The organism is Bradyrhizobium zhengyangense (assembly GCF_022012555.1).
Classification (GTDB): domain Bacteria; phylum Pseudomonadota; class Alphaproteobacteria; order Rhizobiales; family Xanthobacteraceae; genus Bradyrhizobium; species Bradyrhizobium zhengyangense.
The window spans coordinates 440,258-464,542 of the sequence record NZ_JAKLTZ010000004.1 but is presented as its reverse complement, the minus strand read 5'-3'; the positions used below and the strand labels follow the sequence as shown (position 1 = coordinate 464,542).

23 protein-coding genes are annotated in these 24,285 nt (G+C 64.7%); 19 read left to right on the top strand and 4 right to left on the bottom strand.

Going from position 1 to position 24,285, the window contains the following annotated elements; translation table 11 throughout:
- Positions 1 to 12 precede the first annotated feature (12 nt).
- Genes L6639_RS17745 through L6639_RS17725 form a run of 5 tightly spaced genes read left to right on the top strand, consistent with a single transcriptional unit; the run spans position 13 to position 5,340 of the window.
- Positions 13 to 828 (top strand): ABC transporter substrate-binding protein, encoded by an 816-nt coding sequence (locus L6639_RS17745; RefSeq protein ID WP_237863013.1) that lies wholly within the window; start codon positions 13 to 15, stop codon positions 826 to 828.
- Positions 815 to 1,699, top strand: a complete 885-nt coding sequence (locus tag L6639_RS17740; RefSeq protein ID WP_237863012.1) for a polysaccharide deacetylase family protein — start codon at positions 815 to 817, stop codon at positions 1,697 to 1,699. Before L6639_RS17745 ends, L6639_RS17740 begins: the two co-directional genes overlap by 14 nt.
- 8 nt (positions 1,700 to 1,707) lie before the next feature.
- On the top strand, positions 1,708 to 2,364 hold the full coding sequence (locus L6639_RS17735) for an aspartate/glutamate racemase family protein (protein WP_237863011.1): 657 nt from the start codon (positions 1,708 to 1,710) through the stop codon (positions 2,362 to 2,364).
- Between the two features lie 22 nt (positions 2,365 to 2,386).
- Complete coding sequence (locus tag L6639_RS17730) at positions 2,387 to 3,970, top strand: ABC transporter substrate-binding protein (RefSeq protein ID WP_237863010.1); 1,584 nt, start codon at positions 2,387 to 2,389, stop codon at positions 3,968 to 3,970.
- A complete protein-coding gene (locus tag L6639_RS17725) occupies positions 3,967 to 5,340 on the top strand; it encodes an amidohydrolase family protein (RefSeq protein ID WP_237863009.1) in 1,374 nt (457 codons plus the stop codon). The genes L6639_RS17730 and L6639_RS17725 overlap by 4 nt, the downstream gene beginning before the upstream one ends.
- Here L6639_RS17725 and L6639_RS17720 read toward each other — a convergent pair.
- Entirely contained in the window at positions 5,337 to 6,236 is a 900-nt protein-coding gene (locus L6639_RS17720; RefSeq protein ID WP_237863008.1) for a LysR substrate-binding domain-containing protein, read from the bottom strand. The two genes, L6639_RS17725 and L6639_RS17720, sit on opposite strands and share 4 nt — an antisense overlap.
- A 271-nt stretch (positions 6,237 to 6,507) precedes the next feature.
- Between L6639_RS17720 and L6639_RS17715 the strand changes: the two genes are divergently transcribed.
- The 8 genes from L6639_RS17715 to L6639_RS17680 are packed head-to-tail and all read left to right on the top strand — an operon-like array spanning position 6,508 to position 14,294.
- The gene (locus L6639_RS17715) at positions 6,508 to 7,545 is read left to right on the top strand and encodes an ABC transporter substrate-binding protein (RefSeq protein ID WP_237863007.1); all 1,038 of its coding nucleotides are present in this window, start codon (positions 6,508 to 6,510) and stop codon (positions 7,543 to 7,545) included.
- A gap of 27 nt (positions 7,546 to 7,572) precedes the next feature.
- Entirely contained in the window at positions 7,573 to 8,613 is a 1,041-nt protein-coding gene (locus tag L6639_RS17710) for an ABC transporter ATP-binding protein (protein WP_237863006.1), read from the top strand.
- Entirely contained in the window at positions 8,610 to 9,485 is an 876-nt protein-coding gene (locus L6639_RS17705) for an ABC transporter permease (RefSeq protein WP_237863005.1), read from the top strand. The genes L6639_RS17710 and L6639_RS17705 overlap by 4 nt, the downstream gene beginning before the upstream one ends.
- The gene (locus tag L6639_RS17700; protein WP_237863004.1) at positions 9,482 to 10,288 is read left to right on the top strand and encodes an ABC transporter permease; all 807 of its coding nucleotides are present in this window, start codon (positions 9,482 to 9,484) and stop codon (positions 10,286 to 10,288) included. Before L6639_RS17705 ends, L6639_RS17700 begins: the two co-directional genes overlap by 4 nt.
- 8 nt (positions 10,289 to 10,296) lie before the next feature.
- Positions 10,297 to 11,433 carry an NAD(P)/FAD-dependent oxidoreductase gene (locus tag L6639_RS17695; RefSeq protein ID WP_237863003.1) on the top strand — a complete coding sequence of 379 codons (1,137 nt, stop codon included), beginning with the start codon at positions 10,297 to 10,299 and terminating at the stop codon, positions 11,431 to 11,433.
- A gap of 28 nt (positions 11,434 to 11,461) precedes the next feature.
- On the top strand, positions 11,462 to 11,758 hold the full coding sequence (locus L6639_RS17690) for a (2Fe-2S)-binding protein (RefSeq protein ID WP_237863002.1): 297 nt from the start codon (positions 11,462 to 11,464) through the stop codon (positions 11,756 to 11,758).
- The gene (locus L6639_RS17685) at positions 11,755 to 13,173 is read left to right on the top strand and encodes an NAD(P)/FAD-dependent oxidoreductase (RefSeq protein ID WP_237863001.1); all 1,419 of its coding nucleotides are present in this window, start codon (positions 11,755 to 11,757) and stop codon (positions 13,171 to 13,173) included. The genes L6639_RS17690 and L6639_RS17685 overlap by 4 nt, the downstream gene beginning before the upstream one ends.
- Positions 13,170 to 14,294 (top strand): NAD(P)/FAD-dependent oxidoreductase, encoded by a 1,125-nt coding sequence (locus L6639_RS17680; protein ID WP_237863000.1) that lies wholly within the window; start codon positions 13,170 to 13,172, stop codon positions 14,292 to 14,294. Before L6639_RS17685 ends, L6639_RS17680 begins: the two co-directional genes overlap by 4 nt.
- A 13-nt stretch (positions 14,295 to 14,307) precedes the next feature.
- On the opposite strand, the gene L6639_RS17675 is transcribed toward L6639_RS17680, so the two are convergent.
- Positions 14,308 to 15,231 carry a LysR family transcriptional regulator gene (locus L6639_RS17675; RefSeq protein ID WP_237862999.1) on the bottom strand — a complete coding sequence of 308 codons (924 nt, stop codon included), beginning with the start codon at positions 15,229 to 15,231 and terminating at the stop codon, positions 14,308 to 14,310.
- A 116-nt stretch (positions 15,232 to 15,347) separates the two neighbouring features.
- On the opposite strand from L6639_RS17675, the gene L6639_RS17670 reads away from it, so the two are divergent.
- The 4 genes from L6639_RS17670 to L6639_RS17655 all read left to right on the top strand — a co-directional run bounded on the left by L6639_RS17670 (position 15,348) and on the right by L6639_RS17655 (position 20,190).
- On the top strand, positions 15,348 to 16,706 hold the full coding sequence (locus tag L6639_RS17670; protein WP_237862998.1) for an MFS transporter: 1,359 nt from the start codon (positions 15,348 to 15,350) through the stop codon (positions 16,704 to 16,706).
- A complete protein-coding gene (locus L6639_RS17665) occupies positions 16,703 to 17,200 on the top strand; it encodes a GAF domain-containing protein (RefSeq protein WP_237862997.1) in 498 nt (165 codons plus the stop codon). Before L6639_RS17670 ends, L6639_RS17665 begins: the two co-directional genes overlap by 4 nt.
- Positions 17,201 to 17,214: 14 nt before the next feature.
- A complete protein-coding gene (locus L6639_RS17660) occupies positions 17,215 to 18,462 on the top strand; it encodes a metal-dependent hydrolase family protein (protein ID WP_237862996.1) in 1,248 nt (415 codons plus the stop codon).
- A gap of 135 nt (positions 18,463 to 18,597) precedes the next feature.
- On the top strand, positions 18,598 to 20,190 hold the full coding sequence (locus L6639_RS17655) for an ABC-F family ATP-binding cassette domain-containing protein (RefSeq protein ID WP_237862995.1): 1,593 nt from the start codon (positions 18,598 to 18,600) through the stop codon (positions 20,188 to 20,190).
- Between the two features lie 238 nt (positions 20,191 to 20,428).
- On the opposite strand, the gene L6639_RS17650 is transcribed toward L6639_RS17655, so the two are convergent.
- Positions 20,429 to 21,757, bottom strand: a complete 1,329-nt coding sequence (locus L6639_RS17650) for a dicarboxylate/amino acid:cation symporter (protein ID WP_237862994.1) — start codon at positions 21,755 to 21,757, stop codon at positions 20,429 to 20,431.
- 124 nt (positions 21,758 to 21,881) lie between these two features.
- Between L6639_RS17650 and L6639_RS17645 the strand changes: the two genes are divergently transcribed.
- Positions 21,882 to 23,036 carry a solute carrier family 23 protein gene (locus L6639_RS17645; protein WP_237862993.1) on the top strand — a complete coding sequence of 385 codons (1,155 nt, stop codon included), beginning with the start codon at positions 21,882 to 21,884 and terminating at the stop codon, positions 23,034 to 23,036.
- Positions 23,037 to 23,109: 73 nt separating this feature from the next.
- Positions 23,110 to 23,946, top strand: a complete 837-nt coding sequence (locus L6639_RS17640; protein WP_237862992.1) for an SDR family oxidoreductase — start codon at positions 23,110 to 23,112, stop codon at positions 23,944 to 23,946.
- Positions 23,947 to 23,998: 52 nt separating this feature from the next.
- Here L6639_RS17640 and L6639_RS17635 read toward each other — a convergent pair whose 3' ends face one another.
- Positions 23,999 to 24,259, bottom strand: a complete 261-nt coding sequence (locus L6639_RS17635; protein WP_237862991.1) for a DUF1488 family protein — start codon at positions 24,257 to 24,259, stop codon at positions 23,999 to 24,001.
- Positions 24,260 to 24,285: the final 26 nt, after the last annotated feature.

Genomic DNA, 24,285 nt, shown 5'->3' with positions numbered 1-24,285 from the left:
GGGGGCATGTTGATGAAGAGAGTTTTGGTTGCCGCGGCGCTGTTCGGCGCCATGACCGTATCGGCCTTGGCGGTCGAACTGCCGCCTGACATCGCCAAGCGCGGCAGCATCAAGGTGGCGTTGGTGCCGAACTATCCGCCAATGGAGTTCCGCGATCCCGCCAACAACGCGCTGTCGGGCTTCGATGTCGATCTCGGCGAGGCGCTCGGGCGCAAGCTCGGCGTCAAGATCGAATGGACCGAGACCAGTTTTGCCGAATTTATGCCGTCGATCTCGACGGGCCGCGTGGATGCGATCCTGTCCGGCTTCACCGACTATGCCAGCCGGCACGAGATCGCCTCCTTCGTCGATTATCTGCGCAGCGGTCCAAAATTCTTCGTGCAGCAGTCCCGCGCGTCCGAGTTCAAGGACATGGCGTCGCTTTGCGGCAAGAAGGTTGGCGCCAGCCGCCGCACGATGTTTCCGACCGAAATTGACAAGTGGAGCCAGAAGAATTGCTCCAGCAATCCGATCCAGTTCGTCGGCACCGACGGCTCGGCCGATGCGCGCACCCAGCTCAAGCAGGGCCGGATCGACGCCGCTGTGCAGGGCAACGAGACGCTGCCCTATCTGATGGATCTCGAGCCGAACGCCTATGCGCCGGTCGGCGCTGCCTTCGCAACGCAGTTCACGGGCATCGCACTGCCGGTCAAGGAAAAGGCGTTGCAGCAGGCGTTCGTCGAAGCACTCGACGCGCTGATCGCCGACGGAACCTATCGTACGCTGCTGGCGAAATGGAAATTGAACGACAACGGAATAGAAGAGGCGACCATCAATGCTGGACAGTAAGGCACTCCAGAGCATCCCGCTCACCCCAGCCAACACCGCGGATCCCGCGCCGGAATATCCTTGGCCGAAGCCGTACAGATCGGCGATGTTCCTGTCGTTCGACGTGGACGCGGAGAGCGCCTGGACCAGCAAGGACGCGGTGCATGCGCAGCGGCTCATCACCATGAGCTATGGCGGCTACGAGGCGCGGGTCGGCACGCCGAAGCTTCTGGAGCTGCTCGACCAGCTCGATCTCAAGGCGACGTTCTTCGTCACGGGCTGGTCGGTCGACGCGCATCCGGCGATGGCCGAATCCATCCTCAAGGCCGGCCACGAGATCGGCCACCACGGCTATCACCATCTCTTGCCCGATCCCGGCGATCCCTGGATCGAGGAGGAGCTGGAGCGCGGTTTCGAGGCGCTGAAGCGCCGGCTTGGCGTGAAGCCGACCGGCTATCGGGCGCCTTACGGCGAGTTCACCGAGGAGCTGCGCGTCGCGCTGGTGCGTCACGACATCGTCTACACGTCGTCGTTCCGCGACGACGTGCGGCCCTATCGTCATCGCCTCGCCGACGGCAAGCCCGGCACGATCGAGCTGCCGGTCACTGCGAGCTACGACGACTGGATGCATGGCCTCTCGGCCCGCTTCAGCCCGCGCTCGATCTTCCCCAAGGAGCACGTGCTCTCGATCTGGAAGGACGAGCTGGATGAGGTTCGCGACTGGGGTGCGATGGTGACGACGGTGCTGCATCCGCAATGCAGCGGCCGCCCTATGCGGCTGCGCCTGTTGCGCGAGTTTCTGACCTACGCAAAGTCCTGCCCTGACGTCTGGATCACCACCGGCGAAAGGATCGCGGAAAACTTCCTGCGCCACGAGGCCGCCAACCGTTGAGAAGTGCCATGACCCGTCGCCGCATCCTCGTCATCAACCCCAACTCCTCGGCGTCGGTGACGGCGGCGATCGACGACGCGGTCGCGCCGCTCCGGACATCAGGCGGACCTGACATCGAGGTGGTCGGTCTTGCCGAGGGGCCGCCGAGCATCAGCTCGCAGCGCGATGCCGACAGCGCGGTGATGCCGCTCGTCAACCGTGTGTCGCGCGATGACGCGGATGCCTTCGTGCTCGCCTGCTTTAGCGATCCGGGCCTGCATGCGGTGCGCGAGGCGGCGGGCGGGCGCCCGGTGTTGGGCATTGCCGAGTGCGGCATCTTCCGCGCGCTGATGCTGGGCGAGCGTTTCGGCATCATCGCGCTATCGCCCTCGAGCATTCGCCGCCAGCAGCGGATGGCACGGGTCATGGGCGTCGACAGCCGTTATGGCGGAAGCTGGTCGGTAGGCGCGAGCGCGGCCGAGACGGCGAGTGCCGACATCCGCGGACGCTTGATCGAAGCCGGCCGTGCGTTGGTCACGCAATATCGTGCCGATGTCTTGGTGATGGGCTGTGCGGGAATGGCCTCGCACCGCGCCGCGATCTCGGACGCCATCGGCGTGCCCGTGGTCGAGCCGGCGCAACAGGCGGTCGCTGTCGCGATCGGTGCGGTCTTGTTGAATACGTAGGTTACCTTCAGGAGCTCTTGGAATGCCGATCTCCCGCCGCTCGCTCCTCAAGGCCGCCGCAGGGATGCCGGCGCTCTCATTGCCGGGCATCGTGCGTGCCGAATCGCAGTCGACGCTGCGCTTCATCCCCGTCATCGATCTCGCCTTCGTCGACCCCATCTACTCGACCGCGCAGGTGTCGCGAAACCATGGCTTCATGGTCTACGATACGCTCTACGGCATGAGCTCTTCGCTCCAGGTCTCGCCGCAGATGCTGTCGGGCCACGTCATCTCCGGCGACCAGCTCCAGTGGGATCTGACGCTGCGCGACGGCCTGTTTTGGCATGACGGCGAGCGCGTGCTGGCGCGCGACTGCGTGGCCAGTATCCGCCGCTGGGCCGCGCGCGACGGCTTCGGTGGCGAGCTGATGGAGGCGACCGCCGAGCTCTTGGCCGTGGACGACCGCACCATCCGCTTCCGTCTCAAGCGCCCGTTCCCGCTGCTGCCGCAGGCGCTCGGCAAGGCCGCGATCAATGCCTGCTTCATGATGCCGGAGCGGCTCGCGAGCCAGGATCCGTTCAAGCCGCTGACCGAAGTCGTCGGCAGTGGCCCGTTCCGCTATCTCGCCGACGAACGCGTGCAGGGCGCCCGCAACGCCTATGCCAAATTCGAGCGCTACCAGCCGCGCACCGACGGCAAGCCGGATTGGACCGCGGGTCCGAAGATCGTGCATTACGACCGCGTGGTCTGGACCACCACGCCCGACGCCGGCACCGGCGTCGCCGCGCTCCAGACCGGCGAGCAGGATTGGCAGGAGACCACGCCGAACGATCTGTTGCCGATCATCAGGGCTGCCGGCGACATCGAGACACGCATCCTCGATCCCCGCGGCTATGCCTGCATGCTGCGCCTCAATCATCTCCAGCCGCCGCTCGACAATCCCGCCATCCGCCGTGCGCTGCTCGGCGCGATCGACCAGTCCGCTTTCATGACCGCGGTCGCCGGCACCGATCCGGCCTTCCAGGTGTCGCCGATCGGCTTCTTCGCGCCTGATACCCCGATGGCGAACGAGGTCGGCCTCGACGTGTTCCGCGGTCCGCGAAACTACGACAAGGTCAAGGCTGGTTTGAAGGCTGCCGGTTACAATGGCGAGAAGATCGTGTTGCTCGTTCCCACCAATTCACTGGCGCAAAAACCGCTCGGCGAGATCGCGGTGGATTCGCTGCGCAAGGCCGGCATGAACGTCGAATATGCCGGGCTCGATTTCGCCGTCGTGTTGCAGCGCCAGCTCAAGAAGGACCCGATTGGGCAGGGCGGCTGGAGCGCGGCAGTCGGCAACTGGCAGGGCATCGACTGGCTCAACCCGGCCGGCAACACCAACATCCGCGGCGAAGGCAAGGTCGCCGGCTGGTACGCGAGCGAGAAGATGGGGCCGTTGCGCAGCCAGTGGCTGGCGGCCTCGGAGCTTGCCGAGCAGCAGCGCATCTGCCGCGAGATCCAGGCGGTCGCGTTCGAGGAAATCCCCTATATTCCGATCGGCCTGTATAGGCAGCCGACCGCCTATCGCAAAGCCATCACCGGCATTCTCGACGGCACCGCCGTGTTCTGGAACGTACGTCCCACATGAGCACCACAGCAATCTTCGGGAGCTATGTGCTGTCACGCAAGGACGGCGCGCAGGACGTGCTGCGCGACCATTGGGTCCTGGTCGAAGGCAAAAAGATCGCGGCAATCACGCGCGACAAGCCGAGTGCGGACGTGGTCTACGATCGCCCCGGCCGCTTCGTCTTGCCGGGCCTCTTGAACCTGCACAATCATTGCTTCTCCGAAGCGGTGGCGCGCAGCCACAGCGAGGACGGCAACGGCCGCAAGAACAATCAGAGCATCGTCTACACGGTGCTGCTGCCGCTCACCAAGCGTGGCGCTGAGATCCTGTCGCCTGAAGAACGTCTCGCGGTGGCGCGGCTCGGCATCCTCCAGCTGCTCACGGGCGGCGCCACCACGGTGATGGAGCCGTTCCGCAACTCGATTCCCGAGATGTTCGACGCGGCGGAAGAGATGGGCATCCGCTTCTACGGCGCGCCCTATCTGTTCTCGACCTCGGACGCCAAGGCCGGCCCCGACGGCGTGGTGCGCTATTCCGGCGACGACGGTGCCGCCGACATGGCGACGTGGGACGCGCTCTACCACCGCTGGAACAATCGCGGCGATGGCCGCATCTCGCTCGCGATAAGCCCGCATGCCACCGACACCTGCGGTCCCGATCTCTTGAAGGCCTGCGCCACGCGGGCGCGCGAGCTTGGCGTGCCTATCACGACTCACATGGCGCAGAGCCGCGCCGAGGTCGAGACCATCGGCAAACGTTATGGCGGCCGCACGCCGGCGGAGTACCTGGACTGGCTCGGCCTGCTTGCGCCCGATCTCATGGCGGCGCATTGCATGTTCAGCAGCGACGACGATCTCAAGCTGATGGCCGCGCGCGGCATGACCGTGTTGAACTGCCCGCGTGTATTTGCACGTGCCGGTGTGACCGCTGCGTTCAGCCGGTTCGCGGAGCATGGCGTCCGCACGGTGGTCGGCACCGACGGCTACAACATGGACCTGCTCGGCGAGCTCAATGCGGCCTCGCTGATCTCCAAGGTCACCTCGCAACGCGCCGATGTCGCGAACTCGCCGGAGCTGATCGAGGCGAACACGGCAGTCGCCGCGGACGTCATCAAGCGGCCGGACCTCGGTCGGATCGAGCCGGGCGCCACCGCCGATCTCACCGTCGTCGATCTCACCCATCCGCATCTCCAGCCTCTGTTCGATCCGCGCCGTGCGCTGATCGCGCTCGCCAACCGCGCCAATATCGACCAGGTCATGGTCGATGGCCGTGTGCTTGTCGATGAGGGACGCTACGTCGGCGCCGATGAGGCTGCGATCACGGCCGCAGGCACCGCTGCAATCGGTAAGATCTGGGACCTGCCGGAGGCGCAGGCCGCGTTCAACGGCTAGCTCTCGAACTCCGCGAGCGACTTGCGCATGGTCTCGACCAGATCGAGCGCCACCGGCGAGGGGCTGCGCTGCGCCGGAAACACCGCGGAGAACTCGAAGTCGATGCGCGGCAGGAAGCGGCGCACGATGACACCTCGGGTGGAGAATTCCTGCGCGGTGAAGGGATCGCAGATCGCGACTCCCAGCCCCGACGACACCATGCCGCACATGATCTCGGACAGTGCGGTCTCAACCCGCAGCACGCGGCGGACATCGTGACGATGGAAGATCTGGTCGACGAGGTGCCGGCTCGAGGATCCCGCCGAGAGCGAAATGAATGTCTCGCCCTCGAAGTCGCGTGGCTCCAAGACTTCTTTTTCCGCGAGACGATGACCGGTTGGCAGCACCGCAACGCGGGCGGGTGCGGGCAGCTTCTGGCTCGGCAGTCCCGAATGCGCAATCGGCACCTCGGCAAAGCCGACGTCGCATTGGTTGTTCAGCACCCAATCGACCACGATCGGCGAGATCACGCCGAAGAAGGCGAGGTTGAGGTTCGGCCGCTCCTTCAGGAAGTGACCTGTGAGCCGCGGCAAATAGCCGTTCGACAGCGCCGGAAGTGCCGCGATCCGCAGCGAGCCGGTGCGACGACCGCGGATTTCTTCCGCGGCCGCGGTGATGCGTTCCAGGCCAACGAAGGAGCGCTCCACTTCGGTGTAGAGCGCCATCGCTGCGGCGGTCGGCACCAGGCCGGTGCCACGCCGCTCGAACAGCTCCATCTTCAGCAGCGCCTGGAGGTCACGCAGCAACCGGCTGACCGCAGGCTGGGTCACTGCCATCAGCGTCGCCGCTTCGGTGACGCTGCCGGTCAGCATCATTGCCCGGAAAGCCTCCACTTGCCGCGAATTGATCCGCGCCATGCAAATCCCATTCATAACATTTAGGCATGTAGAGGGTGCCATTATTCATTGGACGATGGAAGCTGGGGTTTGCGATCTTTTTCATCAGAGCTGAAGACAGACCGCTTTTTCGGCAGATGGGGCCCAAAACACCCCAGATCGCGTCAAAACCCGTCGAGCAGGGGCCGGAGCCCTGCTTCAAAGGGGATCGGTGCGGAAGGAAATGCGGAAGGGTGCTCAGCCAGCGAATTGTCGGCACGTCACCTCATTCCGGTATTGGAGATCGGTCCACATGAAGACTTTCCGCCTTCTGACCGCAGTCAGCATCGCAGCGCTCATCGCCATCCCCTCGGCCGTCTCGGCCCAGCAAAAGACACTCTATGTCGCCGGCTATGGCGGCTCGTTCGAGAAGACCATCCGCGACGAGGTGATCCCGACCTTCGAGAAGGAGAACAACGTCAAGGTCGAGTACGTCGCCGGCAACTCCACCGACACGCTTGCAAAGCTGCAGGCGCAGAAGGGCAACCAGCAGATCGATGTCGCCATCGTCGATGATGGCCCGATGTACCAGGCGATCCAGCTCGGCTTCTGCGGCAAGCTCGACGGGTTGCCGGCCGCCGATCTCTACGATACCGCGCGCTTCAAGGACGATCGCGCGGTTGCCATCGGCATCGTCGCCACGGGCCTGATGTACAACACCAAGGTGTTCGCGGAGAAAGGCTGGGCACCGCCGACCTCTTGGAATGATCTGAAGGACACGAAATACGCAAAGCAGCTCGTGATCCCGCCGATCAACAACACCTATGGTCTCGAAGCGCTGGTGATGCTCTCGAAGATGAACGGCGGCGGCGAGTCCAACGTCGATTCCGGCTTCAAGATCTTCAAGGAAGAGATCAATCCGAACGTGCTCGCCTATGAGCCGTCGCCGGGCAAGATGACCGAGCTGTTCCAGTCCGGCCAGGCGGTCATCGCGGTGTGGGGCACGGGCCGTGTGCAGAGCTTTGCCAATACCGGCTTCCCCGTCGACTTCGTCTATCCGAAGGAAGGCGCCGCGACCCTGCTGACGACGGCGTGTCCGATCGCAAAGCCCAACGCCTCGCCGCTGGCATCGAGCTTCGTCAAGATGCTGCTCGATCCAAAAATCCAGCTCGTGATGCTGAGGGACTACGGCTACGGCCCGGTGCTGAAATCGCTGAAGGTGCCGCCGGACCTCGGCAAGATGGCGCCGATCGGCGAGCGCGCGGCCAAGCTCTATAATCCTGATTGGACCGCCATCAACGAGAAGCGCGAGGAGTGGACCAAACGCTGGAATCGCGAGGTCGAGCGCTGATCTGATCGTTCGCAGCGGAGACAGCGTATGGCCTATCTCGAGCTCGATCGGGTCTCTAAGCAGTTCGGTACCACGACCGTGGTCGATGACTTCAGTCTGGCGGTGGGCAAGGGGGAGTTCATCTCCTTCCTTGGCCCCTCCGGCTGCGGCAAGACCACGACCTTGCAGATGATCGCGGGCTTCCTCGATCCCACGGGCGGCATGATCCGCCTGGAGGGCAAGGACCTGACGGCGGTCCACCCCGCCAAGCGCGGGCTCGGCATCGTGTTCCAGAGCTACGCGCTGTTTCCGCACATGACTGCGGCGGAGAACGTCGCCTTCGGTCTGGAGATGCGCAATGTGTCGGGCAATGAGCGGGCCGAGCGCGTCCGCGCGGCGCTCGCGATGGTGGGTCTTGCCGGCTACGAAGACCGCCATCCCCGTCGCATGTCCGGCGGACAGCAGCAGCGCGTGGCGCTGGCTCGCGCCCTGGTGATCAAGCCGAGCGTGCTGCTGCTCGACGAGCCGCTATCGAATCTCGACGCAAAACTGCGCGAAGAGATGCAGATCGAGCTGCGCCAGATCCAGCGCACTATCGGCACCACCACGATCCTCGTCACCCACGACCAGAACGAGGCGATGTCGCTGTCCGACCGCATCGTGGTGATGAGCCAGGGCAAGATCGAGCAGATCGGCACGCCGCAGGAGACCTATGAGAAGCCGGCCTCGACCTTCGTCTCGCAATTTTTGGGCAAGACCAACGATTTCGCCGGAACGATCGATCGAACCGCGGCACCCGTGCGGATCGTCGCTGGTTCGTGGAGCGCACTGGCGCCCGCTGGCCTGAACGGTGCAGTCACGGTCAGCATTCGCCCCGAACGCATCGGCTTCGGCGATGCCGGCCTTAACGCAAGAATCGTCACGCGCATCTTCCAGGGCAATCACTGGCTGTTCCAGTGCGACAGCGAATGCGGCCCGGCGATCGTGATCCGTCAGAATGACGGCACGGCGCAGCCGGCCGAAGGCGAGGCGGTTCGCTTGACCTGGCGTCCCGAGGACATGAGCGTTCGCGCGAGGGCTGGCGCATGAGCATGGCCGCCGAGGAGCGCAGTGTACGTGTGCCGTGGGCGCTGACGGCGCCCGCCTTGATGCTGTTCGTCGGCGTGCTGCTGATCCCGCTGGCGATGACCGTGATGCTGTCGTTCCACGATTGGGGCCAGTACAAGGGCATCGAGCCGGTCTTCATCCTGAAGAACTGGAAGGAGATCGCGACCGATCCCTACTATGCCGAAATGTTCTGGCGGACCTTTCGCATCGCGATCCTGACCACGCTGCTCACCGCATTGCTCGGCGCTCCCGAAGCCTACATCCTCAACCGCATGAGCGGCCGCTGGAAGAGCTTTTTCCTGCTCGTTATTCTCGGCCCGCTGCTGATCTCCGTGGTGGCGCGCACGCTCGGCTGGGCGCTGCTGTTTGGCGGCAACAACGGTCTCGTCAACAAACTCCTGATGACGCTCGGCGCGATCCGTTCCCCCATTCCCTTCATGTTCACCGAAACAGGCATGGTGGTCGCGCTCGCGCATGTGATGATGCCGTTCATGGTGCTGTCGGTATGGGCGGCGCTTCAGCGGCTCGATCCGCAGATCGAGAATGCCGCGATGTCGCTCGGCGCGCGACCGCTCACCATCATCCGCCGCATCATCATGCCGCAGATCATGCCGGGCGTGCTGTCGGGCGCGATCATTGTGTTCTCGCTCTCGGCCAGCGCCTTCGCGACACCTGCGATCATCGGCGGCCGCCGGCTCAAGGTCGCGGCGACGCTGGCCTATGACGAGTTCCTCAACACGCTGAACTGGCCGCTCGGCGCGGCGGTCGCGACGCTGCTCTTGGTCGCGCTGGTGCTGATTGTCGTCGGCAGCAATGCCTTGATCGAACGCCGCTATGCGGAGGTGTTCCGATGAGGCGGAACGGCCCGCTCGCGCTGATCTTCCACACCATCTTCGTCATCGTCATGGTGGCGCCGATCCTGGTGGTCTGCCTCGTTGCCTTCACGCCCGAAGGCTTTCTGTCGCTGCCGACCAACGGCTTTTCGCTGCGCTGGTTCAGGGCGATTGCCCAGTATCCAGAATTTATCCACGCCTTCTGGGTTAGCCTCGGGCTCGGCGCACTTTCGTCCTTCGTGTCGCTGTTGTTCGCGGTGCCGGCGGCGCTGGCAATCGCGCGCTATCGTTTCCGCGGCCGCGATGCGCTAGCGGCACTCTTCCTGTCGCCGCTGATGATCCCGCATGTCGTGCTCGGCATCGCCTTCCTGCGCTTCTTCACCTCGGCCGGCCTCGGCGGCAGTTTTGCGGCGCTGATCATCGCGCACGTCATCATCGTGTTTCCGTTCGCGCTGCGGCTGACGTTGGCGGCGGCGACCGGCATGGACCGCACGGTCGAGATGGCGGCGGTCTCGCTCGGCGCCGGCGGCTGGACGCTATTCCGCCGCGTCACCCTGCCGCTGATCCTGCCCGGCGTCATCAGCGGCTGGGCGCTTGCCTTCATCCAGTCGTTCGACGATCTCACCATGACCGTCTTCCTCGCCGCGCCCGGCACCGAGACATTGCCCGTTCGCATGTTCCTTTATATCCAGGACAACATTGATCCGCTGGTGACGTCGGTCTCGGCCTGCGTGATCGCTGTCACCATGACCGCCCTCATTCTGCTCGACCGCTTCTACGGGCTCGACCGCGTGCTCGCCGGCAAGGGCGATGCCGGGCGATAGGAGAACCAATGTCTAGAGAATACGACGTCGCCGTGGCCGGCGGCGGATTGCTCGGCTCCGCCATCGCCTGGGGCCTCGGCCGGCTCGGCAAGAGCGTGGCCGTGCTCGACGAAGGTGACATCACCAAGCGCGCCTCGCGAGCGAACTTTGCGCTGGTGTGGGTGCAGAGCAAGGGTCTCGGCATGCCGGCCTACACGGTCTGGACCGTGCAGGCCTCGCAGGCGTGGGGCCGGCTGGCGTCCGAACTGAAACAGCAGACCGGGCTCGACGTCGTGCTTCAGCAGAACGGCGGCTTTCACCTTACGCTCGGCGAGGACGAATTCGGCCAGCGCACCGAGCTGGTCAAGCGCATGCACAACCAGACCGGCGCCGCCGACTACAAGATGGAGATGTTGCGCCCCTCCGAGATCAAGACGGCGCTGCCGCTGATCGGGCCCGAAGTCTCTGGCGGCAGCTATTGCCCGCTCGATGGCCACGTCAATTCGCTGCGGACGTTCCGTGCCTTCCATACCGGCTTCAAGGCGTTCGGTATCGACTATTTTCCGGAGCGTCCGGTCTCGGCGATCAGCAAGAGCGGCGGCGAATTCCGTCTGACCACACCGAAAGGCGAGCTTCGCGCCGCTAAAATCGTGCTCGCTGCCGGCAACGCCAACCAGACGCTGGCGCCGATGGTCGGCCTCTACGCGCCGATGGGGCCGACCCGTGGCCAGGTCGTCGTGACCGAACGCACCATGCCGTTCCTGCCGCATCCCCTCACCACGATCCGTCAGACCGACGAAGGCACGGTGATGATCGGCGACAGCAAGGAAGACGAGCTGGATGATCGTACGCTGAAGCCTTCGATCAGCGGCGTGATGGCTGATCGCGCGCAGCGCATGTTTCCGCACCTGTCGCGACTCAACGTGGTCAGGAGCTGGTCCGGCATCCGCGTCATGCCTCAGGACGGCTTTCCGATCTACGACCAGTCGGAGACGCATCCCGGCGCCTTCGTCGCCTGCTGCCATTCCGGCGTGACGCTCGCCTCCAACCATGCCTTCGAGATTGCGCGCATGGTCGCGCAGGGCGCGCTCGAGCCGGAGCTGGTCGGTGCGTTTTCGGCCAGCCGCTTCGGCGGCGCCGGCGCTGCGAACAACAGCGGCTACTAAAGATACTTAAGGAGCCACGAGGCATCCCATGTTTAGACGATCCGAACAGGACAAGCGTCCTCCAGTGCAGATCTTCGTCGACGGCGTCGTCGTCGCGGCGCGGGAGGGCGACACCGTTTCCGCTGCGTTGTTGGCCTCCGGCCAGGACGCACGGCGTTCCACGGCAGTCAGCGGTGCGCCGCGGCTGCCTTACTGCATGATGGGCGTGTGCTTCGACTGTCTCGTCACCATCGACGGTGTCGGCAACCGGCAGGGTTGCCTCGTGCCAGTGGCTGAGGGCATGCAGATCGAGATCCAGAAGGGCAAGCGGGAGATCGGAAGATGAGCGTTGCTCCCAAGCGCGAAGACTACGACGTCGTGGTGATCGGCGCGGGGCCCGCGGGCCTTGCGGCCGCTGCGACCTCTGCCGAAGCTGGCCTGTCGACGCTGCTGCTCGACGAGAACGCCGGCCCTGGCGGCCAGGTGTTCCGCGCCATCTCCTCAACGCCGGTGACCGATCGCAGCCAGCTCGGCGCCGATTATTGGGTCGGTGCCGAGCTCGTGCAGTCGTTGCGCGCAAGCACTGCCGAGGTCATCCACCGCGCCACGGTCTGGAGCCTCGACCGCAATCTCGATATCGCCGTCTCGATCGGCGGCGCCTCCGCTTTCGTCAAGGCGAAGCGCGTGATCCTGGCGACGGGCGCACTGGAGCGGCCGTTCGCAATTCCTGGCTGGACGCTGCCGGGCGTGATGACCGCGGGCGCGGCCCAGACCATGTTGAAGTCGTCGGGGCTGGTGCCTGACGGCCGCACTGCTATCGCAGGGCAGGGGCCTCTGCTTTGGTTGCTCGCCGCACAGATCCTGCGCCTCGGCGGCCGCATCGATCGCATCCTCGACACCACCGAACGCGGCAACTATCTCGCCGCGCTGCCGCACGCCTTCGCGTTCCTCACCTCGCCCTATTTCACCAAGGGCCTGTCGATGATGCGCGAGGTGAAGGCGAAGGTCGAGGTCGTCTCCGGCGTCACAGAGCTTGCCGCGGCCGGCGAGGGCCAACTCGCCGGCGTCAGCTACGTCGCGGGTGGCAAACGCGAGACCATTGCTGTCGATCTGTTGCTTCTGCATCAGGGCGTCGTGCCCAACGTCAATCTAGCGATGTCGGCCGGCATCGAGCATCGCTGGGATGATCTGCAATTGTGCTGGTCACCCGTGCTGGATGCGAACGGTTCTTCGTCGGTTGCCGGTATTGCGATCGCCGGCGACGGTGCCGGCATCGGCGGCGCGAATGCCGCGGTGGTGCGTGGCCGCATCGCGGCCCGTGCGGCGGTGGAAGCACTGGCGCCCGCCGCTGCTGCGAAGCTGCCCGCGCTGGCGACGCTTCGCCGCGATCTTGCCAAGGCCGAGCGCGGCCGCGTTTTTCTCGACACGCTGTTTCGCCCGGCGCCGCAGTTCCGCATTCCCTCGGGCGATACCATCGTCTGTCGCTGCGAGGAGGTGACCGCCAACGACGTGCTCGAATCCGTTGCGATCGGCGCGACCGGGCCGAACCAGCTCAAGGCCTATCGTCGTACCGGCATGGGTCCATGCCAGGGCCGGCTCTGCGGTCTCACCGTGACCGAATTGATGGCGCAGGCGCGCGGCAAGACTCCGCAGGAGATCGGCTACTACCGGCTGCGCGCACCGGTGAAGCCGATCACCCTCGCCGAGCTCGCCGCGGTCCCGAAAACGGAAGAAGACGTCAAGGCGGTGGTGCGCGGATGACCACGAACGTGGATGCGATCGTCATCGGCGGCGGCATCCACGGATGCTCGACGACGCTCCATCTGTGTCTCGCCGGCCTGAAGCCGGTGCTGATCGAGAAAGACTACGCCGGTCGTCACGCCTCCGGCGTCAACGCCGGCGGCGTCCGTCAGCTGGCGCGGCACATCCCCGAAATCCCACTCTCGATCCGCTCGATGGGGATCTGGGAAAAGATCAACGATCTCCTCGACGACGATTGCAGTTTTGAGAGCCACGGCCAGGTGCTGGTCGCGGAGAATGAGGAAGAGCTTGCGGTCTGCCGCGCGCGCGTGGCCGAGCTCAACGCGCTCGGCTTCACCCATGAAGAGTTGATCGACGCGAGCGAACTCCGGCGTCTCGTGCCGGCGGTCGCCGAGACCTGCCCCGGCGGCGTGGTGTCGCGCCGCGATGGCGCGGCCAATCCGGCGCAGACGACGACGGCGTTCCGCCGCAAGGCCGAGCAACTCGGCGCTACCGTGCGCGAAGGCGTGGCCGCCGGTAATATCCGCTACAGCGATGGCCTCTGGCACGTCGATGTCGGCTCCGATAGCTACGCCGCGCCGGTTCTCGTCAATGCCGCCGGCGCCTGGGCCGGCAAGATCGCTGCCGCGCTTGGCGAGCCGGTGCCGGTCGAGACGGTAGCGCCGATGCTGATGATCACCTCGCGCGTGCCGCATTTCATCGACCCCGTCGTGATCCTGCGCGGACGAAAGCTCTCCTTCAAGCAATTCAAGAACGGTACCGTGCTGATCGGCGGCGGCCATCTGGCAACGTCCTATCAGGATCGCAACGAGACGGTGCTGGACTGGAAGAGCCTCGCCATCAGCGCCCGTACCGTGTTCGAGCTGTTCCCGGTGATGCGCGGCGCCACCATCGTGCGCGCCTGGGCCGGCATCGAGGCCAAGATGAAGGACGACATTCCCGTGTTTGGCCCGAGTTCGCGACATAAGGGCCTCTATCACCAGTTCGGCTTCTCGCTGCACGGCTTCCAGCTCGGGCCCGGCGCTGGTGCCGTGATGGCGGAGCTGATCGTCAATGGCGGCACCCAGACCCGCATCAGCGATCTCGGCATCGAGCGTTTCCATCGTTCGGCCGCCCGCTAAAGCATGGCTTCACTCATTCCGACTTGGCGAACATTCCGACCAGGGTCTCGCGCAGCCAGCGCTGCGCGGGCACGGTGTCGTTGCGCTGGTGCCAGAACAGGCTGACGATGCGCGCCGGCGCCTGCAGTGGCAGCGGCATCGCATGCAGGAACGGGGCGTGGCGCGACTGCGAACGCAGATCGCTCGGCAGCACGGCGATCAGATCGGTCTGGCGCACGATCTCATAGGCGGCGCTATAATGATTGACGGTCGCGACCAGATTGCGCGACAGCCCGCGCGAGGCGAGGAAGAGATCGTAGGTCGGCAGGCGCTTCCCCGCCAAGGTCACGTCGACATGCCCGGCGTTCAGGAAGGCGCGCGTGCTCAGCCGCTTCTGAGCCGCGAGCGGGTGGCCGCGCCGCATGAAGCAGGCATAATCGACGGTCCAAAGCGAGCGTGAGCGAATGGCCGTCGGTTGCTGCGCTTCGTTGACGTAGACGCTCAGTACGCAATCGACCCGGTTGCCCTCGAGCTGATCGGCGATCTCCAGGATGGTATTGGGCACGGTGTGGACCCGTGCCTTGGGTGCGACCTCGCCAAGATGGTTCAGCAGATTCGGCATCACCAGCGAGGCGACGTAGTCCGACATCGACAGGGTGAATTCGGTCTGCGCGCGGGCGGGGTCGAACACCTGCTCATCGAGTGCCCCCCGGACGCTTTCCAGTGCCTCGCCGATCGGCTCCCAGAGCACGACGGCGCGCTGGGTCGGGCGGATCCCGGTGCCGGACCGCACGAACAAGGGATCGCCGAGCGCGTCGCGCAGGCGTGCGAGCGCGTTGCTGACGGCGGGCTGGGTCATCGTCAGCGCGCTCGCCGCGCGCGTGACGCTGCCCTCGGTCATCAACGCCTCGAAGACTTTCAGCAGGTTGAGGTCGAGCGCGCGGAAGGACAAGAACATTCACCGTAGTGATGTATTAGATCATCATTATAAATTATGACGATAACGTCATTCTGTCTATGATTTCCTCCCGAACGACAAGCGGGTGCCGGCCCGCGGGGATCGAGGGGGTATTCATGTCGATGATATCGGCGCGCATTGAGCGCCTTCCGTTTGCACGCTTCCACATGCATCTGCTGCTGATGGGCGGGCTCGGCTACATGTTCGACGCGATGGACGCCGCGGTGCTGGCCTTCATTCTGCCGGTGCTGCGCACGGCGTGGAATCTGTCGAGCGTCCACATCGGCGTGCTCGGCAGCAGCACCTATATCGGCTTCCTGTTCGGCGCCCTGTTCGCCGGCACGCTCGGTGATCTCATCGGGCGCCGCGCGGTGATGATGTCGGCGCTGGCGTTGTATTGCGCGGCATCCATCGTCAGCGCGATGGTCGATACCTGGTCGGCCTTCTTCGTCGCCCGCATCGTCGCCGGCATGGGCACCGGCGCGGAGAGCGCGATCATCGCGCCCTATCTTGCGGAGTTCGTGGCGCGACGTTACCGCGGCAGTTTCACCGGCGCGCTCGCAGGCTTCTTCTCGTTCGGCTTCGTGGCCGCGGCCTTGCTCGGGTACTTCATCGTTCCCTCCTACGACAATGGCTGGCGCATCGTGCTTGTGATCACGGCGGTGCCTGTCGTCATGCTGCTGTGGTGGCGGCGGGCTCTGCCGGAATCGCCGCGCTGGCTGGAGAGCCGCGGACGGGAGAAGGAAGCAGCAGCCGTGCTCGACAAGATCGAGGCGGTCTTTGCGCAGGAGGGTCGTGTGCTGCCGCCGCCGGTGGTCGAAGCCGCCCCGCCCACCGGTACCGGTGGAACGCTGCTGACCAATTTCGCGGCGCTTCTGGCGGCGCGCCAGGCGCGCATCACCATCATGACCTGGATCATGTGGCTTGCGATCACCTTCAGCTACTATTCCTTCTTCGTCTGGATCCCCGGCCTCCTGGTCCAGAACGGCATGAGCATCACCAAGAGCTTTGGCTATTCGATCGCGATCTATTGCGCCCAGATACCCGGTTATTTCAGCGCCGCGTATTTCAACGAGCGCATCGGCCGGCAGGCGACGATTGCGACCTACATGGTGCTCGGCGGCGTCAGCGCGCTCGGCCTTGCCTTCGCGCAGACGGACCAACACATCATACTGGCGGGCATTCTGCTGTCGCTGTTCATGAACGGCACCTATGCCGGCGTCTATGCCTACACCGCTGAGGTGTTCCCGACGCCGATCAGGACCACCGGTGCCGGGCTTGCGTCGGCCATCGGCCGCATCGGCGCGATCGTCTCGCCGATCCTGGTCGGCTATCTCTATCCCAATTTCGGCTTCGCCGGCGTGTTCGGCGTCACCACCACGGTTCTGTTATTGGGAGCGGTCACCGTCGTCTTGATGGGCGTGCCGACGCGCGGCCGGTCGCTTGAAGAGATCGCCGCGGGTGAAACCGCATGAGGCCGACCAAACGTCCGGCCGATCCGCTGCTCTGCGCCGTTGCGGCGGCACACGACAGGGCGGATCAGCCGGGCGCGCTCTTTGCGGTGCTGGATGAGGCCCTGAAGTCGGCGATCGGGCACAAGCTGTTCACGATCCTGACCTATGACAGCGCCACCTTCGAAGCCGCGCGGATCTATTCCAATCTGCCGGGTCCATACCCCACCGGCGGTCGCAAGCGCCTCGCGCCGGGACCGTGGACAGAAGCCGTGCTCGATTCCGGCGAGGCCTATATCGGCCGGACGCAGGACGATCTGCGGACTGTCTTCCCCGACCATGAGCTGATCGCCTCGCTTGGCTGTGCCAGCGTGCTCAACATGCCGGTGCGCTGGCGCGGCCGCACGCTCGGCTCGCTCAATCTGCTTCACGAAGCAGGCTGGTACGACGAGGACGACGTCGCCGCGTGTCTCCCGTTCGCCCAGCTCGCGCTGCCGGCGCTGCTTCCAATTGCCTGACAGAGGAAATCTCAATGCCAAGCACTCTCTTCAAGAACGCCGCGCTGCTTGATCCGCTCCAGCCCGAATTGCTGATGGGCCATGATGTGCTGGTGGAGGATACCGTGATCAAGGAGGTCTCGGACCGTCCGATCCAGGCCACCGCAGATCGAACGATCGATCTCAAGGGTAAGACGTTGATGCCCGGCCTGATCGACCTCCACGTCCATACGATCGCGATCGAGCTCAACCTGGCGGCGCAGGCAAAAATGCCGAACGTCCTGGTAACGCTGCGTTCGACGCTGATTCTCAAGGGCATGCTGCGGCGAGGTTTTACGACCGTCCGCGATGCCGGCGGCGCCGGCCACGCGATGAAGCAGGCCATCGAGACCGGCCTCGCCGATGGCCCGCGGCTGTTTGTCTCGGGCCGAGCGCTCAGCCAGACCGGCGGGCATGGCGATGGTCGGGCCCGCTCGGACTATCTGGCCAGCGATTCCGTCTGTCCGTGCTGCGTGCGGGTCGGCGCCCTGGCGCGCGTTGCTGACGGTGTTGATGGCGTGCGCAAGGCGGTGCGCGAGGAGCTGCAGATGGGCGCCGACCAGATCAAGATCATGGCATCCGGCGGCGTGGCCTCCCCGACCGATCCGGTCGGCGCCTTCGGCTACTCCGAGGACGAGATCCGCGCCATCGTCGAGGAAGCACATGGCCGGCAGACTTATGTGCTCGCCCATGCCTACACGGCCGCGGCGATCGCGCGCGCCGTTCGTTGCGGCGTCCGCACCATCGAGCACGGCAATCTCGTGGACGATCAGACCGCCCGCCTGATGGCCGAGAAGGGCGCCTATGTGGTGCCCACCCTGATCACCTACGAAGCGCTCGCCAATGAAGGTGCGCAGTTCGGCCTGCCGCCGGAGAGCGTCGCCAAGATCGCCGACGTCCGCGATGCCGGCCTGCGCTCGCTCGAGATCTACCGCAAGGCCGGGGTGAAGATGGGCTATGGCAGCGATCTGCTCGGCCCGTCGCAACGCCTTCAGAGCGAGGAGTTCCGCATCCGCGCGGAAATCCAGGGCGCGCGCGAGGTCATCGCCAGCGCGACCGTGATCGGGGCCGAGGTGCTCGGCATGGAGGGCAAGCTCGGCCGCATCGTGCCCGACGCGCTCGCCGATCTGCTCGTGGTCGACGGCAACCCGCTTCGCGATGTTGGCTGCCTGCTCGGTCAGGGCGAGCACATTCCGCTGGTAATGAAGGCGGGAAAGGTTCAGTTCGACAGGCTGGCGGCGTAGCCGCTGGCCTCGCCGACGGCATGCCTTGATCTTGCCGCCCGGCCGGATTATGAGCGAGGCTCTCATCAAGGATATCAGCAGCCATGGATTTTACCCCGATCGCAACGCCCATCCGCATTGCTCACGGGGAATTCCATGCCTGCTTCAATCATCCTGTCACGCCTGTCGCTGTCCACACCTGACGGCCGCTCTCTTCTCTCCAACATCGATCTGACCTTCGGCGCAGAACGCGTCGGCCTCGTCGGTCGCAACGGCGTCGGCAAGACGACGCTGCTTGCGGTCATCACGGGCGAGCACGTTCCGCAGTCGGGGCGCGTCGTCGTCAACGGCACCGTCGGGCTGCTGCGGCAGGACGCCCAGCTGCGCGCCGGCGCTAAGGTCGTTGACCTCTTCGGCGCGCACGATGCCCTGGAGCTGCTTCGCCGGGCGGAGCGCGGCGAGGCCTCGGCCGAGGATGTCGCCGAGGTCGACTGGACTCTCGATACGCGGCTGGCATCCGCCCTTGCGCGCGTCGGCTTCGATATCGCGCCTGATACGGAACTGGACCGTCTGTCCGGCGGACAGGTCACGCGCGTTCGTCTCGCCGCGCTGCTGTTTGCCGAGCCGGACTTCCTGCTGCTGGACGAGCCTACCAATAATCTCGATCGCGACGGGCGTCGTGCCGTGATTGATCTGCTCGCCGCCTGGCGCGGCGGCGCCATCGTCGTCAGCCACGACCGGGCGCTGCTGGAGACCATGGACGCCATCGTCGAGCTGACCTCGCTTGGCGCGACACGCTATGGCGGCAATTGGAGCAGCTATCGCGCACAAAAGGCCGTCGAGCTCGCCGCCGTCAGCCACGACCTCGCACATGCCGAGAAGCATCTGTCCGAGATCGAGGGCAAGGCGCAGGAAGCAGCCGAGCGCAGGGCCCGCAAGGACAGCGGCGGCAGGAAGAAGCGCGCCAGGGGCGACATGCCACGGATCCTTGCGGGCGCACGCAAGGATCGCAGCGAAGACAGTGGCGGCAAGGCCGCAGAGATTGCCGAGCGGCGTCGCGCGGAAGCGGTGGATGCGGTCGACACCGCACGCCGGCGCATCGAAATCCTTCAGCCGCTGTCTGTAAAGCTGCCATCGACTCGGCTGCCGGCGGGGCGGGAGGTGGTTTGGCTCGATCGAGTCTGCGCAGGCTATCAGCCGGAGCGGCCGGTGTTGCGCGATTTGTCGCTCACCATCGTTGGTCCGGAGCGCGTCGCGATTGTCGGGCCTAACGGCTCGGGCAAGACGACGCTGCTGAAGCTGGTTGCCGGTGAATTGCGCCCCGTCGCGGGGACCGTGCGGGTCAGGCCGGACTTCGCGCTGTTCGACCAGAAGGTCAGCCTGCTCGATCCTGCGATCTCGATTCTCGACAACTTTGGACGCCTCAATCCGAGGGCAGGTGCGAATGAATGCCATGCCGCGCTGGCTCGTTTCATGTTTCGCGCAGATGCGGCGCTGCAGCCTGTCGGCAGCCTGAGCGGCGGCCAGCTGTTTCGCGCGGCCCTCGCCTGCGTGCTGGGCGGGGCGACGCTGCCATCGCTGCTGATCCTGGACGAGCCGACCAATCACCTCGACCTCGACTCCATCGAGGCTGTCGAAGCGGGTCTGCGGGCCTATGACGGCGCGCTACTCGTCGTCAGTCACGATGAGGCGTTCCTGGAAGCCATCGGGATCAGACGCCGGCTCGATCTGGCCGATTGTTCGGGCTGATGGAACAATGATAGCGGCTCGCGGCGTTGACCGACGCGGGCGATGCAAGCACTGACAGCCAGACTGCGTGATAATTTTCAAAAACCCGACGCTCTGCCCCCAGCGCGTCGGGTGGAATGGATGAGTATCAATCCGTGATCCCAACCCGGGTGTTGTGACTCCAGTCCTACCAAAATTCTACTCCGGGAAACTACCGCAAGGGAACCGGGCGTCTGGCTTCGATCTTAGCGGCGTGGCTCTACGCGCTGCCGCCGGGCTCCAGCGCTTCGCCGATCTCCAGCGGATGCGCCATGGTCTCGTGCAGTGCCTCGCGGTCGAGCTCGCCTTCGGAGATGCTGATGACGACGCAGGCGACGCCATTGCCGATGAGGTTGGTCAGCGCGCGGCACTCGCTCATGAACTTGTCGATGCCGACCAGGATCGCGATCGACTGGATCGGAATGTCAGGCACGATCGACAGTGTCGCTGCCAGCGTGATGAAGCCGGCGCCTGTGACACCGGATGCGCCCTTCGAGGTGATCATCGCGATACCGAGAATGCCGAGCTCCTGCCAGATCGTCAGATGCGTGTTGGTCGCCTGCGCCAGGAACAGCGTTGCCAGCGTCATGTAGATGTTAGTGCCGTCGAGGTTGAAGCTGTAGCCGGTCGGGATCACGAGGCCGACCACCGAACGCGAGGCGCCGAGATGCTCCATCTTCTGGATCATCTGCGGCAGCACCGTTTCCGACGACGAGGTGCCGAGCACGATCAGCAGCTCGTCCTTGATATAGGCGATGAAGCGAATGATGGAGAAGCCGGCAAGCCGGGCGATTGTGCCGAGCACGATCAGCACGAACAGGATGCTGGTGAGATAGAATGTGCCGATCAGAGCGGCGAGGTTGAGCAGCGAGCCGAGGCCATAGGCGCCGACGGTGAACGCCATCGCACCGAACGCGCCGATCGGCGCCACACGCACGATGATGCGGATGATGCCGAAGAACATCTTCGCGGCCTTGTCGATCGCCTCCGCGATCGGCTCGCCCGATTTGCCGAGGAAGGCGATGGCGAAGCCGGAGAGGATCGAGACCAGCAGCACCTGCAAGAGGTCACCGCGCGCGATCGCGCCCACATAGCTGTCGGGAATGATCGCCATCAGATGGGCGACGATGCCGTCTTCATGCGCCTTGGACACATAGGTCGCGACCGATTTCGGATCGATGGTGGCGGGATCGATGTTGAAGCCGTGCCCGGGCTGGAGGACCTCGCCCACCAGAAGACCAATGGCGAGCGCGACGGTCGAGACCGTCTCGAAATAGATCAGCGATTTCAGTCCGACGCGGCCGACGCGCTTGAGGTCGCCCATCGAGGAGATGCCGTGCACCACGGTGCAGAAGATGACAGGCGCGATCATCATCTTGATCAGCGCGATGAAGGCATCGCCGAGCGGCTTCAGGGCTTTGCCGAGGTCCGGATAAAAATAGCCGATGAGCACCCCGAGCACGATCGCGATCAGCACCTGGACATAGAGGATCTTGTACCAGGGCTGGTGCCGGCGGTGGACGGCTGGCTGGATCGCGATCTGCGTCATAAAGTTCAATCCCGGAACACATTGATCTTGCATGATTTACATCATGTGATGATCGCATCATAAGCAACAATCACATTTTTGTCGGATCGCACGAACATCAATCGCTGCACCGCAATGGGGGAGCATGTCGAACGCAAGGGGCGCGGACGAGCCATCGCAAGGCTATTTTCCGCGCTGGAAGCTGAAGACGTCGGGCGTGATCATGCCGGAGGAGCGGCTGCCATGGGGGCAGACCATCGTCTCCGGTCTGCAGCATTGCGTCGCCATGTCGGGCTCGACGATCATCGCGCCGCTGCTGATGGGATTTGATCCCAATGTTGCGGTGTTGTTCTCCGGCATTGGCACGCTGATCTTCTTGGTCATCGTCGCGGGGCGTGTGCCGAGCTATCTCGGCTCGAGCTTCGCGTTCATCGCCGTCGTCCTCGCCGCAACCGGCTACGCCGGGCACGGACCGAATCCGAACATCTCGGTCGCGCTCGGCGGTATCGTCGGCGCCGGGGTGCTTTACGGCGTGATCGCACTGATCGTGATGTGGTCGGGCATCAGTTGGGTCGAGCGTCTGATGCCGCCGGCTGTCACCGGCGCCGTGGTCGCCGCGATCGGCCTCAACCTTGCGCCCGTGGCGGTCAAGGCGGTGAGCGCGAACGCGTTCGAGACCTGGATCGGGCTTGCGACTGTTCTGATGATCGGCGTGGTCGCGGTGGTCGCGCCTGGTCTGTGGCGCCGCCTGCCGATCATCCTGGGGGCGATCGGTGGATATCTGTTGTACCTGCTGTTCGCGAACGGCCTTGGTTTCGGCAAGCCGATCGACTTCGCGCAGCTCTCGGCTGCGCCGTGGGTCGGCCTGCCGAACTTCACAACGCCGACCTTCCAGGCCGATGCCATCTTTCTGATCGCGCCGGTTGCGGTCATCCTCGTCGCCGAGAATCTCGGGCACATCAAGGCCGTTGGGGCCATGACGGGCCGGAGCCTCGATGCCTATCTCGGCCGCGCTTTGCTTGCCGACAGCCTCGCGACGATCCTGGCGGCCTGTGGCGGCGGCACCGGCGTGACCACCTATGCCGAGAATATCGGCGTCATGGCGGCGACGAAGGTCTATTCGACCCTGCTGTTTGCTTTCGCGAATTTGATCACCGTCGCCGTGGCGCTGACCGCAGGGGCCGGCGATCTCACGCTCAAATTCGGCGCTTTCACGATCGGAGGAATCGGCACCGCGACCTTCGGCGCGATAATCCTGTATCAGATCCTCACCTCACCGATCGCGCGCCACGCGGAATGAATCCCAGCGATGCGCCAACAGGGTGGAACAAAATCCCGGTTCCATCCATGATGAGGCATCCCGGAGAATACTCATGCCACAAACCGATCTCTCGCCCGCCTTTCCTTCACGCCTCAACGGCCGCTATGCGCTGGTGACCGGCGCCTCCCAGGGCATCGGCCGCGCCGTTGCCGTCAGGCTCGCCCAGGAAGGCGCGACCGTCGCCATCAATTATTTTGATCATCTCGGGAGGGCTGAGGAGACGCTTGCGCTGGCCACGACTGGATCGAGCGATCGCGGCCACGGCAAGCTCGACCATGTCATCGTCAAGGCCGACGTCAGCAATCAGCAGGAGGTCGCTGCGATGTTCGAGACGATCCTGGCGCGCTGGAAGCGTCTCGACTGTCTCGTCAACAATGCCGGCTTTCAACAGGAATCGCCGAGCGAGGCGCTCGACATCGAAGCCTATCGCCGAATCATCGACGTCAATCTCAACGGCGCCGTGCTCTGCGCGCAGAAGGCGCTGGCGCATTTCGTCGCCCGCGGCGGAGGAGGCAGCATTATCAACTGCTCGAGCGTCCACCAGATCATTCCGAAGCCCGGTTATCTCGCTTATTCGATCAGCAAGGGCGGCATGGCCAATCTGACCCGTACGCTGGCGCTGGAGTTTGCCGGCCGCGGCATTCGCGTCAATGCGGTCGGCCCCGGCGCAATCGACACGCCGATCAACGAGGCCTGGACAGGCGACGCCGAAAAGCGCGACGCCGTCGTCAGCCACATTCCGCTCGGGCGTGTCGGCACGCCGGAAGAGATGGCCGCGGTCTTCGCTTTCCTGGCCTCGGATGACGCTAGCTACATCACCGGGCAGACCATCTACGCCTGCGGCGGGCTGACGCTGTTTCCAGAATTCAGGGAGAACTGGTCGAGCTGAAGTTGGCTTGACGGATGAAACCCCTGCACCTGTCACGCCCGTGCTGGCAGCTTCAGAAATCTCCTGCGAGCAGGTCGTAGGAGCCCCGGCTGCCGCGGACATACTTCCTGGCCGCGGTGGCACATATCAAGTCGCGATTGGCATCGAACGCGTCCAGAAATCCTGATTCGCTGGAATGGGCGCTCGGTTGAATCCGCTTTAGCGCCCCTTCGTCGATGAAGAACGAGGCCTCGATGGCGCTGTCGTGTCCCCAGAACCGCACGGCATGCCGAGTCCGGTCATATGAGCGGCTATAATTCGGAAAGTCGATCATGATAAGGGCCGATCAAGTTGCGGGAT

Coding starts and splice junctions, on each gene's coding strand:
- L6639_RS17640 (WP_237862992.1), top strand. CDS start 23,110: ATGCCACAAACCGATCTCTCGCCCGCCTTTCCTTCACGCCTCAACGGC.
- L6639_RS17680 (WP_237863000.1), top strand. CDS start 13,170: ATGACCACGAACGTGGATGCGATCGTCATCGGCGGCGGCATCCACGGA.
- L6639_RS17730 (WP_237863010.1), top strand. CDS start 2,387: ATGCCGATCTCCCGCCGCTCGCTCCTCAAGGCCGCCGCAGGGATGCCG.
- L6639_RS17715 (WP_237863007.1), top strand. CDS start 6,508: ATGAAGACTTTCCGCCTTCTGACCGCAGTCAGCATCGCAGCGCTCATC.
- L6639_RS17690 (WP_237863002.1), top strand. CDS start 11,462: ATGTTTAGACGATCCGAACAGGACAAGCGTCCTCCAGTGCAGATCTTC.
- L6639_RS17675 (WP_237862999.1), bottom strand. CDS start 15,231: ATGTTCTTGTCCTTCCGCGCGCTCGACCTCAACCTGCTGAAAGTCTTC.
- L6639_RS17745 (WP_237863013.1), top strand. CDS start 13: ATGAAGAGAGTTTTGGTTGCCGCGGCGCTGTTCGGCGCCATGACCGTA.
- L6639_RS17695 (WP_237863003.1), top strand. CDS start 10,297: ATGTCTAGAGAATACGACGTCGCCGTGGCCGGCGGCGGATTGCTCGGC.
- L6639_RS17685 (WP_237863001.1), top strand. CDS start 11,755: ATGAGCGTTGCTCCCAAGCGCGAAGACTACGACGTCGTGGTGATCGGC.
- L6639_RS17665 (WP_237862997.1), top strand. CDS start 16,703: ATGAGGCCGACCAAACGTCCGGCCGATCCGCTGCTCTGCGCCGTTGCG.
- L6639_RS17650 (WP_237862994.1), bottom strand. CDS start 21,757: ATGACGCAGATCGCGATCCAGCCAGCCGTCCACCGCCGGCACCAGCCC.
- L6639_RS17735 (WP_237863011.1), top strand. CDS start 1,708: ATGACCCGTCGCCGCATCCTCGTCATCAACCCCAACTCCTCGGCGTCG.
- L6639_RS17645 (WP_237862993.1), top strand. CDS start 21,882: ATGTCGAACGCAAGGGGCGCGGACGAGCCATCGCAAGGCTATTTTCCG.
- L6639_RS17655 (WP_237862995.1), top strand. CDS start 18,598: ATGCCTGCTTCAATCATCCTGTCACGCCTGTCGCTGTCCACACCTGAC.
- L6639_RS17710 (WP_237863006.1), top strand. CDS start 7,573: ATGGCCTATCTCGAGCTCGATCGGGTCTCTAAGCAGTTCGGTACCACG.
- L6639_RS17660 (WP_237862996.1), top strand. CDS start 17,215: ATGCCAAGCACTCTCTTCAAGAACGCCGCGCTGCTTGATCCGCTCCAG.
- L6639_RS17725 (WP_237863009.1), top strand. CDS start 3,967: ATGAGCACCACAGCAATCTTCGGGAGCTATGTGCTGTCACGCAAGGAC.
- L6639_RS17740 (WP_237863012.1), top strand. CDS start 815: ATGCTGGACAGTAAGGCACTCCAGAGCATCCCGCTCACCCCAGCCAAC.
- L6639_RS17635 (WP_237862991.1), bottom strand. CDS start 24,259: ATGATCGACTTTCCGAATTATAGCCGCTCATATGACCGGACTCGGCAT.
- L6639_RS17705 (WP_237863005.1), top strand. CDS start 8,610: ATGAGCATGGCCGCCGAGGAGCGCAGTGTACGTGTGCCGTGGGCGCTG.
- L6639_RS17720 (WP_237863008.1), bottom strand. CDS start 6,236: ATGGCGCGGATCAATTCGCGGCAAGTGGAGGCTTTCCGGGCAATGATG.
- L6639_RS17700 (WP_237863004.1), top strand. CDS start 9,482: ATGAGGCGGAACGGCCCGCTCGCGCTGATCTTCCACACCATCTTCGTC.
- L6639_RS17670 (WP_237862998.1), top strand. CDS start 15,348: ATGTCGATGATATCGGCGCGCATTGAGCGCCTTCCGTTTGCACGCTTC.